11 protein-coding genes are annotated in these 15,226 nt (G+C 74.0%); 5 read left to right on the forward strand and 6 right to left on the reverse strand.

Annotated elements, in window-relative coordinates; all coding sequences use genetic code 11:
* Positions 1–18 precede the first annotated feature (18 nt).
* Entirely contained in the window at positions 19–1,074 is a 1,056-nt protein-coding gene (locus ACGFNI_RS02040) for a LacI family DNA-binding transcriptional regulator (RefSeq protein ID WP_393679716.1), read from the forward strand.
* A gap of 96 nt (positions 1,075–1,170) precedes the next feature.
* Positions 1,171–2,031: a phosphatase PAP2 family protein gene (locus ACGFNI_RS02045; protein WP_393679718.1), complete on the forward strand. Its 861-nt coding sequence runs from the start codon at positions 1,171–1,173 to the stop codon at positions 2,029–2,031.
* 45 nt (positions 2,032–2,076) lie between these two features.
* On the opposite strand, the gene ACGFNI_RS02050 is transcribed toward ACGFNI_RS02045, so the two are convergent.
* Together ACGFNI_RS02050 and ACGFNI_RS02055 are read right to left on the reverse strand one after the other, a co-directional pair.
* Entirely contained in the window at positions 2,077–3,726 is a 1,650-nt protein-coding gene (locus ACGFNI_RS02050; RefSeq protein ID WP_393679719.1) for an amidohydrolase, read from the reverse strand.
* A 62-nt stretch (positions 3,727–3,788) separates the two neighbouring features.
* Entirely contained in the window at positions 3,789–5,282 is a 1,494-nt protein-coding gene (locus tag ACGFNI_RS02055; RefSeq protein WP_393679720.1) for an APC family permease, read from the reverse strand.
* 203 nt (positions 5,283–5,485) lie between these two features.
* Between ACGFNI_RS02055 and ACGFNI_RS02060 the strand changes: the two genes are divergently transcribed.
* Positions 5,486–6,106, forward strand: coding sequence for a TetR/AcrR family transcriptional regulator (locus ACGFNI_RS02060; protein WP_393679721.1), 621 nt, complete (start codon positions 5,486–5,488; stop codon positions 6,104–6,106).
* 21 nt (positions 6,107–6,127) lie between these two features.
* Here ACGFNI_RS02060 and ACGFNI_RS02065 read toward each other — a convergent pair whose 3' ends face one another.
* The 4 genes from ACGFNI_RS02065 to ACGFNI_RS02080 all read right to left on the reverse strand — a co-directional run bounded on the left by ACGFNI_RS02065 (position 6,128) and on the right by ACGFNI_RS02080 (position 12,581).
* Positions 6,128–9,151: a bifunctional [glutamine synthetase] adenylyltransferase/[glutamine synthetase]-adenylyl-L-tyrosine phosphorylase gene (locus ACGFNI_RS02065; RefSeq protein WP_393679722.1), complete on the reverse strand. Its 3,024-nt coding sequence runs from the start codon at positions 9,149–9,151 to the stop codon at positions 6,128–6,130.
* A gap of 103 nt (positions 9,152–9,254) precedes the next feature.
* Positions 9,255–10,616, reverse strand: a complete 1,362-nt coding sequence (gene glnA / locus ACGFNI_RS02070; RefSeq protein ID WP_393679723.1) for a type I glutamate--ammonia ligase — start codon at positions 10,614–10,616, stop codon at positions 9,255–9,257.
* A 311-nt stretch (positions 10,617–10,927) separates the two neighbouring features.
* Positions 10,928–11,749 carry an alpha/beta fold hydrolase gene (locus ACGFNI_RS02075; protein ID WP_393680320.1) on the reverse strand — a complete coding sequence of 274 codons (822 nt, stop codon included), beginning with the start codon at positions 11,747–11,749 and terminating at the stop codon, positions 10,928–10,930.
* A 94-nt stretch (positions 11,750–11,843) separates the two neighbouring features.
* Positions 11,844–12,581, reverse strand: coding sequence for a DUF998 domain-containing protein (locus ACGFNI_RS02080; protein WP_393680322.1), 738 nt, complete (start codon positions 12,579–12,581; stop codon positions 11,844–11,846).
* 484 nt (positions 12,582–13,065) lie between these two features.
* Between ACGFNI_RS02080 and ACGFNI_RS02085 the strand changes: the two genes are divergently transcribed.
* The gene (locus tag ACGFNI_RS02085; protein ID WP_393679724.1) at positions 13,066–13,350 is read left to right on the forward strand and encodes a hypothetical protein; all 285 of its coding nucleotides are present in this window, start codon (positions 13,066–13,068) and stop codon (positions 13,348–13,350) included.
* Between the two features lie 137 nt (positions 13,351–13,487).
* Positions 13,488–15,080: a multicopper oxidase family protein gene (locus ACGFNI_RS02090; RefSeq protein ID WP_393680323.1), complete on the forward strand. Its 1,593-nt coding sequence runs from the start codon at positions 13,488–13,490 to the stop codon at positions 15,078–15,080.
* Positions 15,081–15,226: the final 146 nt, after the last annotated feature.

Here is a 15,226-nt window from a genome sequence, read left to right on the forward strand (position 1 = left end):
AAAGGTAAGGTCCACTCCATGACCGCCCGGCTCGCCGATATCGCAGCTCAGGCAGGTGTCAGCGAGGCCACCGTCAGCAGGGTGCTCAACGGAAAACCCGGCGTCTCCGCGACCACCCGCCAGTCCGTTCTGGCCGCCCTCGACGTGCTGGGCTACGAACGTCCGGTGCGGCTGCGGCAGCGCAGCGCGGGTCTGGTCGGGCTGATCACCCCGGAGCTGGACAACCCGATCTTCCCGGCGTTCGCGCAGGTCATCGGGCAGGCGCTGACCCGCCAGGGATATACGCCGGTGCTCGCGACGCAGACCCCCGGCGGTTCCACCGAGGACGAGCTGACGGAGATGCTGGTCGACCGCGGGGTGGCCGGCATCATCTTCGTCTCCGGGCTGCACGCCGACACCTCCGCCGACATGCAGCGCTACGCCAGGCTGCGCGGCCAGGGCGTGCCGTTCGTCCTGATCAACGGTTTCTCCGAGCGGGTGCAGGCGCCGTTCGTCTCGCCCGACGACCGCGCCGCCGTGCGGCTCGCGGTCACCCATCTCGTGGCGCTCGGGCACCGGCGGATCGGTCTTGCGGTGGGGCCACGGCGGTTCGTGCCGGTCCAGCGCAAGATCGAGGGCTTTCTGCACAGCATGCGGGAGCAGTTGGGCCTGACCCCCGACCAGGCCGACCGCTTCGTGCAGCATTCGCTGTACACGCTGGAGGGCGGCCAGGCCGCAGCCGCCGCCCTGATCGAGCGGGGCGCGACGGCGGTGGTCTGCGCCAGCGACATGATGGCGCTCGGCGCGGTACGGGCGGCCAGGCAGCGGGGGCTCGACGTACCGCGCGAGGTGTCCGTGGTCGGCTTCGACGACTCCCCGCTGATCGCCTTCACCGATCCGCCGCTGACCACGATCCGGCAGCCGGTGCCCGCGATGGGGCAGGCGGCGGTGCGCGCGCTCCTTGAGGAGATGGGCGGCACCCCCGCGCCGCACAGCGAGTTCGTCTTCCACCCCGAACTGGTGGTCCGCGGGTCCACCGCCTCGGCGCCAAAAGGGGCAAAGCTCCCCAAACCGGCCTGCACCCCCGAGAAGTAGGGGGTCCGCAGTCCCTCTTGAGTCCTACACACAGGCGTCGGAGACCCGACCGGGGAATGATCGCCGGGTTACCGCTTTCTGGCAGACTGTCTGCCTATGGGTGAAGCGCATGTGAGGACTTTGGATGACCGGCCGGCTCCCCCGCCGCCCCACGGCGCGACCGCGGAACGTCCTTCGGCAAAGGGCCGGATCGCCCGTCTGCGCTCCCCTCGCGCACCCCGCCTGTGGTTCGAGATCCTGCTGATCGCGATCAGCTACTGGGTCTACTCCCTCATCCGCAACGCGGTCCCCGAGCAGGAGGCCAAGGCGCTGCGGAACGCCGACTGGGTCTGGCAGGCCGAGCACTCCCTGGGCATCGCGGTCGAGCAGGCCGTCAACCACGCGATGAACGCCGTGACGTGGCTGATCGTCCCGATGAACTACTACTACGCCACCCTGCACTTCATCGTGACCATCGGCGTCCTGGTCTGGCTCTACCGCTGGCACCCCGGCCGCTACACCGCGGCCAGGCTCGCCCTGTTCGCCACCACCGGCGTGGCGCTGGTCGGCTACTACTTCTACCCGCTGGCGCCGCCGCGGCTGATGGCGGGCGGCGGCTTCGTCGACACCCTGCCCGCGCACCACACCTGGGGCTCGATGGCGTCCGGCGATCTCGCCTCGATGTCGAACCAGTACGCAGCGATGCCGTCGATGCACATCGGCTGGTCGCTGTGGTGCGGCCTGACCATAGCGCTGCTGGCCCGCCCGGTGTGGGCGAAGGTCATCGGGCTGCTCTACCCGTTCTTCACCCTGCTCGTCATCGTCTCCACCGCCAACCACTTCTGGCTGGACGCGCTCGGCGGCGTCCTCTGCCTGCTCTTCGGCTTCGCCCTCGCCTGTCTCTGGTACGGCACGCTGCCGCACCATCTGGCGCGGCACGTCGGCAGGCCGGCCCGGAGCGCGGCCATCGCGGGCTGAGGACCGCTGCGGGCGGGCGGCCGTACCGCCCGCCCGCGCGACCCGTTACGCCACGCCCCGGTGGGTGACCCGGCCGCCGCTCATCGTCAGCCGTACGGGGGCGGCGGCGACATCGTCGGCCGGCGCGGATACCGGGTCGACGGCCAGGGCGGTGAGGTCGGCGCGGAAGCCGGGTGCGATCCGTCCTGCCTGTGCCTCTTCGCCCGCGGCCAGCGCGGCGTGCGAGGTGAGGCCCTCCAGGGCCATCAGCCCGGTCAGTGCCTGTTCCGGGGTGACCGGTGCGGTGCCGGGCTCGCCCGCGGGGCGCCGCAGCCGGGCGGCGGCCAGGGTGGCGCGCGGGTCGTGGTGGGCGATGGGCCAGTCGGAGCCGAGCACCAGCACGGCGCCGGCGTCACGCAGGTCACGGCAGCGCCAGGCCCGCCCGGCGCGCTCCGTACCGACCCGCTGCGACCAGGCGTCGGTGTGGTCGGCGCGGGTGTATCCGGTGTGCAGGGGCTGCATGGAGGCGACGACGCCGAGCGCGGCGAAGCGGGCGAGCTGGTCGGTGGGCACCGTCTCGATGTGCTCGATGCGGTGCCGGTGGCGGCCCTGGGCGCCGGCGCTGCCGAGGAGTTCGACGGTGTCCAGGACGTGCCGGACGGCGGCGTCGCCGATGGCGTGGGTGGCGGTGCGCACCCCGGCGCGGGCGAGGTGGTGCACGGCGTGGGTGTAGGCGGCCGGGTCGGGCCAGAACGCCTCGGTGCCCTCGCCGTGGCAGTCCGGGCGCTCCAGCCAGGCGGTGCCGCCCTCGATGGTGCCGTCCATGAAGAACTTCACGCCGTCCACCCGCCATTGACAGCCGCCCCGTCGCTGGAGCGCGACGAGGTGGTCGAGCCCTTCGGTGTCGATGCCCGGCATGCACCAGGGCGCGAGGCGCAGCCGCAGCGGGAGGTGCCCTTCGGCCTCGATGCCGTCCAGGAGCTGCACGGCGTCCGGGCTCTGGAGGTCCATGACGTGGGCGCCGGTGAGCCCGGCGGCTGCCATCTCGTCGAGGGAGGCCAGCAGCCGGGTGCGGCGTTCGGCGGCCGAGGGGCGGGGGACGACGGGCAGCAGCAGGTCCATCGCCGCGTGTTCGACGAGGTGTCCGGTGGGCCGGCCGCGGTCGTCGCAGACGACGCTGGCGCGCTGGGTGAAGGTGCGCGGCCCTTCGATGCCGGCGGCGGCCAGGGCGGCGCCGCCGGCCAGGGCGGAGTGCCCGTCGTAGAGGCGCAGGAAGGCGGGGACGCCGCCGAGCGCGTCCTCGATGAGGTCGCGGTGGACGGGGCGGTCGCCGAAGACGTTGTGGTCGAGGCCCCAGCCGGTGACCCACTGGCCGGGGCGCAGCTCGCGGGCGGCGGCGGCGAGTGCGGTGCGCAGGTCGTCGAGGCCGCGGCAGCCGGAGAGGTCGGTGCCGGTCGCCATGTCGACGCCCCAGACGGGGTGGCTGTGCCCGTCGACGAAGCCCGGGGTGAGGGTGGCGCCGCCCAGATCGATGACCTCGGTGGCGGGGCCACGCCAGTCGCGTACGTCCGGTGCGTCGCCGACCGCGGTGATCCGGCCGTCCTTGACGGCGACGGCGGTGGCCCAGGGGCGGGCCGGGTCGAGGGTGCGGACGCGGGCGCCGGTCAGGACGGTGTCGGCTGCGGTCGGGGCGGGGGTGGCGGGTGCGGACAGCACGGGGGCTCCTTCGGGATGCGGGTGGTGCGGTTGGTGCGGGTGCGGTGGGGCGGGCGGGTGGTTCAGTCGGCGTTCTCCGGTTCCGCGGCGAACCCCGCGTAGACGGCGGGGGCGGACCTGCGGGTCCTGCGGGCGAGGAGCAGGCCGAGGGCGAAGACGGCGGGGACGGAGAGGACCAGGACGGTGTTGGTGGGTGTCCGCGCGCCGGTCATCAGTCCGATCTTGGCGACGACCAGCCAGATCGCGCCGGCCATCAGCACCACGGTGGCCACCGGGGCGACGCGGGTGCGCAGGGTGCCTTCCCGGTGGCGGATGCGGCGGAAGTAGCAGGGGACGGCGGCGGCGGTGAGCGCCTGGAGCACCAGCAGGCCCAGCATTCCCGGGGTGTTCATCCACAGCAGCAGCTGCCGGTAGGGGTCGGCTCCGGCGAGCGCGAAGCCGAGGACGACGAGCACCGCGATGGCGCTCTGCACGGCGCCCGCGACGTACGGGGAGCGGTTGCGCGGGTGGATGCGGCCGAGCGCCGCCGGCAGCACGCCTTCCTGGGCGAGGGAGAGTCCGTAGCGGGTGATGGCGTTGTGGAAGGCGAGTTGGGAGGCGAGGACGCTGGTGATGATGAAGAGGTGCATCAGGCCGGCGGCCCAGGTGCCGACGTAGCGCTCGGTGGCGGTGAAGAACAGCCCGGCCGGGTCGTGGAGCGCGGCCTTGACGATCGCGTCGCCGCCGTACGCCTGGATGATGATCCAGATGATGAAGGCGTAGAAGAGGCCGAGGAAGGCGACCGCGGCGTAGGTGGCGCGCGGGATGGTGCGGGCCGCGTCGCGGGCCTCGTGGCGGTAGATGGCGGTGGACTCGAACCCGGTGAAGGCGGCGAACGCGAAGGCGAGGACCGCGCCGGTGCCGGGGACCAGGACGTGCTGCGGGGTGAAGGATTCCGCCGCCAGGCCGTGCGCGCCGCCGTGCAGCAGCACCCCGCCGGCCAGCAGGACGAGGATGCCGGTCTCGGCGACCAGCAGGACGCCCAGCACCTTGGCGCCGAAGTCGATGCTGCGGTGGCCGAGGTACCAGATGACGGCGACGCCGGCCAGGGCGATCGGCAGCCAGGGGACGTGGACGCCCCAGAAGGCTTCCAGGGCGTCCTGGGTGGTGGTGGCGAGCAGTCCGTAGACGCCGATCTGCATGCCGTTGTAGGCGAGCAGGGCGAGGGTGGCGGCGCCGAAGCCGGCCGGGCGGCCCAGACCAAGGGTGATGAACGCGTAGAAGCCGCCGCCGTGCCGCACGTGCCGGGCCATCGTGGTGAAGCCGACGGCGAACAGGGCGAGGGTGGCGCCGGCCGCGAGGTAGCCGACGGGTGCGCCGGTGCCGCCCGCTCCGATGGCGACGGGCGAGGTGCCGGCCATGACGGTGAGCGGCGCGGCGGCGGAGATGACGAAGAAGGCGATGTCCGCGACGCCGAGGGTGCCGCGGCGCAGGCCGGCGGCGGGCTGCTGCGGGGCGTCGGACGGTGCGGCGGTGCGGGTCGGCGACCCGTCTCGGGTCTCGGGGGCTGCGGCCATGGCGGTGCTGTCCTTCTGCGGCGGGAAGCGGACGCGGTACCGGCTCCGTTCCGGCGCTGTGGAGGGGTGGCACGGCGCGGGGCGGTCGGTGGTCCACGGGGGCGGGAACCAGGAAACCTGTGCAGAAACCTAAAGCCTTTCGGTTTTTGCAATGTAACCCCCGCCCGTACCATTCGGGAAGACTCACGAGCGGGAGAGATGACATGGCGAGGCCGCGCACACCGCTGCTGGACCGGGCGCGGATCGGCGAGACCGCACTGCGCCTCGTCGACGAGCAGGGCGACTTCAGCGTCCCGCAGATCGCCCGTGCGCTCGGCGTGCAGACCGCGTCCGTGTATCACCATGTGGACGGCAGGACCGGGATCATCGAACTGCTGCGGGAGCGCATCAACGACTCCATCGACGCCTCGGCGCTCGACGTCACCCCCTGGGACGCGGCCCTGGAAGCCTGGGCCCGCTCCTACCTCGCCGCGTTCGCCGCCCACCCGCGCGCCATCCCGCTGCTGACCGTCTCACCGGTACGCGCCCCGAAGGTGCTGGCCCTCTACGAGCGGGCGTCCGCGCTGCTGCTGGACGCCGGGTTCGCGCCGTCCGACGTCATCCCGGTGATCGTGGCGCTGGAGAACGTCGTGCTGGGCTCGGCCCTCGACCTGGCCGCGCCGGAGGCCATGTGGGACGTCGCCGACGCGGACCGGACGCCGCACCTCGCGCGGGCGCTCGCCGCCACCGGGCCCGGACGGGCGGGAACCGCCTTCGAACTGGCGCTGGCCGGCGTGCTGGCCCGGGTCCGCGAGGTGCCGACGGGCGGCCCGGCCGGTACCTGAACGGCCGGGCGGCGGCCGGGCTCACCCGCCGTAGAAGAGGTCCTCCACCACCGCGCGGGCCCGCCGGGTGATCCGCCGGTAGTCGTCCAGCATCTCGCCGACGTGCCCCTCCTCGTAGCCCAAGTAGCGGCCCACCGCGGCCAGTTCGCGGCCGTCGGCGGGGAAGGTGTCGCCCGGCCTGCCGCGCACCAGCATCACGGCGTTGCGCACCCGCGCCGCCAGCACCCACGCCTCGTCGAGGATCTGCGCGTCCTCCGTGCCGATCAGGCCCGCGGCGTGCGCGGCGGCCAGCGCCTGACGGGTCCGCGTCGTCCGCAGCCCCGGGATCTCCCAGCCGTGCTGCATCTGGAGCAGCTGCACCGTCCACTCGACGTCGCTCAGACCGCCGCGCCCCAGCTTGGCGTGGGTGGTCGGATCGGCGCCGCGCGGCAGCCGCTCGGTCTCCATCCGCGCCTTGAGTCGGCGGATCTCGCGCACCGCGTCCTCGCCCAGGCCCTCGACGGGATAGCGCAGCGGGTCGATCAGCTCGATGAACCGCTGCCCCAGGCCGGCGTCCCCGGCGACCGGTTCGGCGCGCAGCAGGGCCTGCGCCTCCCACACCAGCGACCAGCGCCGGTAGTAGGCCGCGTACGAGGCGAGGGTGCGCACCAGCGGACCCGACCTGCCCTCCGGACGCAGGTCCGCGTCGATCGGCAACGGCGGGTCGGCGGACGGGAGTTGGAGCAGCCTGCGCATTTCGTCGGCGACCGCCTTGGCGGCCCTGGCGGCCTCCTGCTCGTCGGTGCCCGGCCACGGCTCGTGCACGAACAGCACGTCGGCGTCCGAGCCGTAGCTCAGCTCGTGGCCGCCGAACCTGCCCACGCCGATGACGGCGAAGCGGGTGGGCAGGGTGTCGCCCCAGCTCTCGCGGACCGCGGCCCGCAGCGCCCCGGCGAGGGTCGCCGCGTTCAGGTCGGAGACCGCCGCGCCGACCCCGTCCACCGCCCGGCCCCGGTCCTCCTCCGCCGGGCTGACCTCCGTGCCGTACGCGCCGATCACATCGGCCGCCGCGGTACGGAACAGCTCCCTGCGGCGCACCCCGCGGGCCGCCGCGACCGCCGCCTCCGCACCGCTCGCCCGCCCGACCGCGGCCAGCACCTCCTGCTCAAGGGCCGCCCGTCCGCGTGGCCGCAGCCCGTCGGCCGCGCCCAGCAGCGCCACCGCTTCGGGGGCGCGCAGCAGCAGGTCGGGGGCGAGCCGCCCGGCGGACAGCACCCGGGCGAGGTTCTCCGCCGCCGCGCCCTCGTCCCGCAGCAGCCGCAGGTACCAGGGCGTCTTGCCGAGCGCGTCGGAGACCTTGCGGAAGTTGAGCAGCCCGGCGTCCGGGTCGGCGGAGTCCGCGAACCAGCCCAGCAGCACCGGCAGCAGCGTCCGCTGGATCGCCGCCTTACGGGTCACCCCGGACGCCAGCGCCTCCAGGTGACGCAGCGCCGCCACCGGGTCGGCGTACCCGAGCGCTTCGAGACGGTGCCCCGCCGCCTTCGCGGAGAGCCGCGTCTCGACGGGCTCCAGGTGCGCGACGGCGTCGAGCAGCGGCCGGTAGAACAGCTTCTCGTGCAGCCTGCGCACCTCGCGGGCGTGCCACCTCCACTGCTTGCGCAGGGCGTCGACCGGTTCGGTGCGCAGCCCCATCGAGCGGGCCAGCCGGCGCAGGTCGGCGTCGTCCTCGGGCATCAGGTGGGTACGGCGCATCCGGTAGAGCTGGATGCGGTGCTCCATCGTGCGCAGGAAGCGGTAGGCGGCGTCCAGCGCGGCGGCGTCCTGGCGTCCGACGTAGCCGCCTGCGGCGAGCGCGGCCAGCGCGTCCAGGGTGGTGGCGCTGCGCAGCGTCGCGTCGCTGCGGCCGTGCACCAACTGGAGGAGCTGGACGGCGAATTCGACGTCGCGCAGCCCGCCGGGGCCCAGCTTCAGCTCCCGGTCGACCCGGTCGGCGGGGATGTTCTCGACGACCCGGCGCCGCATCTGCCGCACATCGGCGACGAAGTTGTCGCGCTCGGCGACCTGCCACACCAGCGGCGCGAGCGCGTCCACGTACGCCCTGCCGAGGTCGGGGTCGCCGGCCATCGGGCGGGCCTTGAGCAGCGCCTGGAACTCCCAGGTCTTGGCCCAGCGCTGGTAGTAGGCGAGGTGGCTGCTGAGGGTGCGGACGAGCGGGCCGTTGCGGCCCTCGGGGCGGAGGTTGGCGTCGACCGGCCAGATGGTGCCCTCGACGGTGATGTCCGAGCAGACCCGCATCAGCCGGGCGGCGAGCCGGGTGGCGGCCTGCAGTGCCTTGTCCTCGTCGGTGCCGTCCTTGGCCTCGGCGACGAAGATGACGTCGACGTCCGAGACGTAATTCAGCTCGCGGCCACCGCACTTGCCCATGCCGATGACGGCCAGCTTGCAGACGACCGCGTCGCCCGGTGCCTCCTCCGAGGCGATCTGGAGGGCGGCGCGGACCGTGGCGGTGGCCAGGTCGGCCAGTTCCGCCGCGGCCTGGCTGACGTCCGTCGTCCCGCACACGTCGCGGGCCGCGATGCCGAGCAGCGACCTGCGGTAGGCGATCCGCAGCGCGTCGGCGCGCGACAGGTCACGGCCCCGCTCGCCCCAGACGCCCTCAGCGAGCGCCTCTTCGAACTCGGGGGTGGCGGGGTGCAGATCGGCCGCCTCGTAGGTGGCCAGCGACCGCCAGTCGTGCGGGTGCCTGGCGAGGTGGTCGGCGAGCGCCTCGGACGCGCCCATCACCCCCAGCAGCCGGTCGCGCAGCGGTTTCGCGGTGACCAGCGTGCTCAGCAGCAGCTGCTGCTCGTCCGGGTCCTGCGCCTCGACCAGCCGGACCAGGCCGAGCAGCGCCAGGTCGGGGTCGGCGGTGCCGGCGAGCGCTTCCAGGAGCTGCGAGTCGTCGCGTACGGAAGCGAGTTCGGGCGCGTCGAGCAGCCGCCCGGCCGCCGACGCATCGGTGAAACCGTGCCTCAGCAGCCGGGTGAAGGTGCTGCTCCGCCGGCCCTGCGGGGCGGGTTGTGCCATGGCGTGCGCCTCTCGGAACTCACCCGGCCGACGGCCCGCACGCGGTGGCGCGGGCCGCCCCGGGCAGGACGGAACGGAGACGGTGCGGACACCGCGAAGGGCCCTAGAGCACGGGCAGCATCTTGCGCAGCTCGAAGGCGGTGACCTCGGAGCGGTACTCCTCCCACTCCTGCTTCTTGTTGCGCAGGAAGAAGTCGAAGACGTGCTCGCCGAGGGTCTCGGCGACCAGTTCGCTGCGTTCCATCAGCTCGATGGCCTCGCCGAGGTTCTGCGGCAGCGGCTCGATGCCCATCGCGCGGCGCTCGGAGTCGGACAGCGCCCAGACGTCGTCGTCGGCGCCGGCCGGCAGGTCGTAGCCCTCTTCGATGCCCTTGAGGCCGGCCGCGAGCAGCACCGCGTACGTCAGGTACGGGTTCGCGCCGGAGTCGATGGAGCGGACCTCGACCCGCGTCGACCCCATCTTGCCCGGCTTGTACATCGGCACCCGGATCAGCGCGGAGCGGTTGTTGTGGCCCCAGCAGATGTAGGAGGGTGCCTCGCCGCCCGCACCCGCGGTGCGGTTGGTGCCGCCCCAGATGCGCTTGTAGGAGTTCACCCACTGGTTGGTGACGGCGGAGATCTCGCCCGCGTGCCGCAGCAGTCCGGCGATGAACGACCGTCCCACCTTGGAGAGTTGGTACTCGGCGCCGGACTCGTGGAAGGCGTTGCGGTCGCCCTCGAACAGCGAGAGGTGGGTGTGCATGCCGGAGCCCGGGTACTCGGAGAACGGCTTGGGCATGAACGTCGCCTGCACGCCCTGCTCCAGCGCCACCTGCTTCATGACCAGCCGGAACGTCATGATGTTGTCGGCGGTCGACAGCGCGTCGGCGTACCGCAGGTCGATCTCCTGCTGGCCGGGGGCGCCCTCGTGGTGGCTGAACTCCACCGAGATGCCCATCGATTCCAGCATCGTGATGGCCTGCCGGCGGAAGTCCATGCCGACGTTCTGCGGGGTGTGGTCGAAGTAGCCCGACGAGTCGCCGGGCGTGGGCCGGGTGCCGTCGACGGGCTTGTCCTTGAGCAGGAAGAACTCGATCTCGGGGTGCGTGTAGAAGGTGAACCCGAGGTCGGATGTCTTGGCCAGGATCCGCTTGAGTACGTAGCGCGGGTCGGCGTACGACGGGGAGCCGTCGGGCATCAGGATGTCGCAGAACATCCGGGCGGTGCCGGGTGCCTCCGCGCGCCAGGGCAGGATCTGGAACGTCCCCGGATCCGGCTTGGCGATCATGTCCGACTCGTAGACCCGGGCGAAGCCCTCGATGGCCGAGCCGTCGAAGCCGATGCCCTCGTCGAACGCCTGCTCCAGCTCGGCGGGGGCGACGGCCACGGACTTGAGGAACCCGAGCACATCGGTGAACCACAGCCGTACGAAGCGGATGTCGCGCTCCTCCAGCGTGCGGAGCACAAACTCCTGCTGCTTGTCCATGGCTCACCAATCCTTGCAGGTCAATCGGCCTGTCCACGCACGCGGGAAAAACGGCGTGGCACACCAGTATCACGCGCGGGGGTTACCGTCACATTACGCACCCTTGGCCTGAATCAGAACCGTCGGGCCGTAACCTCCCGCGGGTCGTCCGCGCACTCCTTTCCACCGCGCATTCCTGCCCCCACCTCCCACGATCCCGGCCGCCCCGCTGCCACGGAACGGCGGAACGGGCGGCTTGGCCCACTCTTGGAACGCAACTGAGTAACCGTTGACCGCGTGTTGACGGACCGCAGCCGCGAGCCACGGCCGCTCTACAGGCCGAGTACCGCCTGCGCGACCGACTCCGGTGCGTCGGCCATCACCAGGTGGCCGGAGGGTGCGGCCACCACGAACCGGCCGCGCAGCTCGGCCGCCAGGGCCCGCTGGCGGCCCAGCCACCGCAGCCCGCGGGCCGTCTCGCCGCCGTCGTAGGCTGCCAGGACCGTCACCGGGACGTCGGGCATCGGGCGTTCCGGACGCAGCTGTGCGAGGTCGGCGGCCTGGTAGGGGTAGCTGGCGTTCTCCAGCACGCAGGCGCGCAGCACCCGGCTGGTGCGGTAGGCGGCGCGCTCCCAGTGGTGCGGCGCGTGGTGGCCGATGGCCTGGGCCCGGCCCGCCAGCCTGCGGCCCGCGGGGCCCAGGGCGCGCGGCAGCCCGGCGGCGGCCAGCGCGCCGGCCAGGCCGCTCGCCCAGGCGCTGCGCACCGCGCGTGGCAGCCGCGGATCGGCCTTCTCCTCGACGCTGCCGTCGACCAGCACGAGTCCCGCGCAGCGGTGCGGGTGCAGCCGGGCGAACGCCTCGGCGTGGAAGGCGGCCAGGGAGTGGCCGACGACGGTGCAGCGGCCCCGGTGGCCGAGCGCGTCCAGCACCTCGGCGATCCGGTCCGCCTCGGCGGCCAGGGCGGGCGGTCCGGACGCCGGGGCGGACAGGCCGAGTCCCGGGCGGTCGAAGCGGACGACGGTGCGGTACGGGGCGAGCAGCGCGGCGACCTTCTCCCAGTCGAACCAGGCCATGCCGAGCCCGCCGCTGAGCACGCAGACCGGGCCGCTGCCCTCGCTCAGCACGTGCAGCGGTACGCCGCCGACCCGCAGCATGCGGCCCGGCGCGGGCCGCCCGCGACGCCCCGTACCGCCCTGGCCCTCGTCACCGCGGCTGCTCCCCGCGCTCCGGATCATCCGTGGCCTCCCGTCATCCGTGACCTCCCGTTTCCCGCTCCGATTCTCCCGCCGGGCGGCGCTGCGGGCGCCCGCCGGTGCCCGGTGACCGTCCGGCGCGTGCCAGGCAGCGGGCGACGAGCGCGACGTAGAGGGCGACGAGCAGGACCTGGAGGCGCTGTCCCAGGCCCAGCGCCCAGGTGCCGGCGCCGGTGGTGAAGGCGGCGACGGCGGCCAGCGTCCAGAAGGTGGCGGCGAGTTCGGCCAACAACAGGGGCGGCCCCCAGCGGCCGAGCGGCGGCCACCAGGCGTAGCGGCGGGCGGCGAAGGTCAGCAGGACCAGGGCGGCCAGCGCGCCGAGCATCGCCAGCGAGCTGCTGACCGCGTGCGCGGTGTGCGTGGCGGGCACCAGTCCTGCGGTCTCGCGGGCCGCGCACTCCGGGTCGTCGGTCGGCGCGCAGCTCAGCGGGAGCCGGGAGTCCAGGGCGGTGGCGGCGCCGAAGAGGGCCAGCGCGCCCCAGCCGGCCGTGGCCCACGGCCGCCGTCCCGGCAGGCTCAGCGCCAGGACCGCGCCGGCCAGCACCAGCAGCCCGGCCGCCAGGTCGGTGGCGCGGAAGAGACCGCCGAGCGGCTGGTCGGCGGCGGCCAGTTCGCTGACGTACGCGTCGACGGGGTCGAGGCCGGTGGCGACGACCAGTTCCAGGACCCACGCGGTGTACGCGACGGCGCCGAGCAGCAGCAGCGCGGCGGCCGTCCGCCGGCGGGCACGCACCGCCGGGCTGCGGTCCGCAGCGGGGAGGGGCGGGGGTGCGGTCGCGGTCACGGACATCCTGGTGGTCGGGGCTCCCGCAGGGCCCGGCCGCGACGGGCGGCCCCGGCGCGGTCGGACACGGCCGTCCGCGTACCGGCGCGCCGGGCGGGAACGGGCACGGTCAGGTCAGGTCAGGTCAGGTCAGGATAGGCGGCGGTCCTGCGGTGCGGCGGGGCGAGGACGCGGGGCGCAACGGGCGCGCGGCGGGCGGGGGCGGCGCCGGTGTCACGGGAGAGGGGCGGCGCCCGGAAGCGGGCGGTTCCCGGGCCGCGCCGGGGCTCCCGTCGGCCCCGGGTGCCCCGCATGGCGTCTTGGCTCCGGTGTCCTGCGGGCCATTACAAGGGCGTCATACCCCACAGGGGTAGGGTGCGGGATCCAGGTGCCCGGCCGTACCGCCGTGCCGCTCCGTCAGCACCCGCCCGCCGTCCCCGACGAGAGGCCAGTGATGCGTGCACAGCCCCCGGCCGCCGCCCCGTGCGGCCGGCTGCTGCTGCGCGACGGGCCGACCGGTACCGGCGTCGCCGCCGGGCACACGCCCCGGCACCCGGCCCCCGGTCACGAACCTCTCGCCGCGGCCACGGCCACGGCCCGGCCGGCCGCTCCGTCGCCCGGCCACCGCGCCCCGGGCGCCCCGGCGGTCCGCGCCGCGCGGCTGCCGGGCGTGCGACGGGAGATATCCCCGCCGCTCCGCGCCCCTCTCCTCACCCGCCTGTCGCTCCTGCCCGGGTAGGGGGCGCCCGGCCCCGGCGCCTGCGCGCGTCCGCGGCCCCGCGCCCGCCGCCCGGCACACGCCGACACCCTCACGAGGTGCTCCCCATGCGTCGTATCCGCACGTCTTCCCACCCCTCCGCATCCGAGCCGTCCGAAGTGTCAGCGCCCGCGCGGCGCGCCGTGCTCGGCGCCGGTGTCGCCGCCGCGGGCAGCGGCCTGCTCGCCGCCTGTTCCACCGGCCGGGCCGTCGACCGCAAGAGCGCGTCAGCCCCCGGCGACGACGCGCCAGACCGCTACGTCTCCCCGGACGGCCCCGAGGTCGCCGGCGCCGAGAAGGGGCGCGGTTCGGGCCCCGTACGGAACATCCGGCTCATCGCCGCCCGCACCCAGCTCGACCTCGGCGGACGCACCGTCGACTCCTGGGCGTACGGCGACGAACTGCCGGGCCGGGAGGTCCGGGTCACCTCGGGCGACATCCTCGCGGTGGACTTCGCCAACCATCTGCCGGAGCCCACGACCGTGCACTGGCACGGCCTGACGCTGCGCAACGACATGGACGGCGCCCCCGGCCTCACCCAGCGCGCCGTCCAGCCGGGCGCGTCCTTCCCGTACCGGTTCATGGTCACCCGCCCCGGCACGTGCTGGCTGCACTCCCACTTCGGCATGCAGCTGGACCGCGGCCTGTACGCACCGCTGATCATCGAGGACCCCAAAGAGCCGCTCTCCTACGACAAGGAGTGGGTGGTGCTCCTGGACGACTGGGTCGACGGGGTGGAAGGCAGCACTCCGGACGGGGTCCTGGCCGAGCTGACCAAGGGCGGTGGCGGCTACGGCAACCACAACCCCGGCGGGATGAGCCACGGGATGGGCCACGGCGGGGCGGACCCGCAGGACGACGGGAAGCGCCGGGAGCCCGAGGGTCCTTCGCGGATGCTGTGGGGCGCCAGAAGCACACTGCTCGGCGGCGAGGCGGGCGACGTCGACTACCCGTACCACCTGGTCAACGGCCGTACCGAGGACGATCCGCAGACCTTCACCGCGCGCCCAGGCGACCGGATCAGGATCCGGTTCATCAACGCGGGCGCCGACACCGCCTACCGCGTGGCGCTCGGCGGCCACTCCATGACCATCACGCACACCGACGGCAACCCCGTCAACCACATCACGACCGACGCCCTGCTGATCGGCATGGGTGAGCGCTACGACGTCCTGGTCAGGGCGGAGGACGGCGTCTTTCCGCTCACCGCGCTCGCCGAGGGCAAGGACCGCACCGGCATGGCGATCCTGCGCACCGGCGGCGGCGCGGCGCCCGCGGCCGGCACCCGGCCCGACGAGCTGTACCGGAAGGTGCTCATCGCGCCCGACCTGGAGGCCGCGGATTCGGTGCGCGTCCCGTCCGGGGAGGTCGACCGCACCCTGCACTTCAAGCTGACGGGGTCGATGGAGAAGTTCAACTGGTCGATCAACGGGGAGACGTACGAGGAGTCGCGGCACTACCCGATCAGGGAGGGCGAGCGGATCCGGATGGTGTTCCGCAACCACAGCCCCATGTGGCACCCGATGCACCTGCACGGGCACCTGTTCGCCATGCTGGACGGCGGGGCGGTCAAGGACACCGTGATCGTGCGGCCGGGACACCGGGTCTCGGTCGAGTTCGAGGCGCGCAACCCGGGCCTGTGGATGATGCACTGCCACAACCTGTACCACTCGGAGTCCGGGATGATGACGGTCCTGGGATACCTGAAGTAACCGGCTGCCTCCGGGCCCCCGGAGGCGGCGGGCGGACGCCGGGGGGGGGGGGGGCGGGCGGGGGGGGGGGGGGGCGCCGCCGGGGGGGGGGGGGGGCGGGCGGGGGGGGGCGCCCCCCCCACGGGGCAGTCATGAAGGACAGAGGC

It is taken from the genome of Streptomyces sp. NPDC048644, from assembly GCF_043199105.1.
GTDB lineage: Bacteria > Actinomycetota > Actinomycetes > Streptomycetales > Streptomycetaceae > Streptomyces.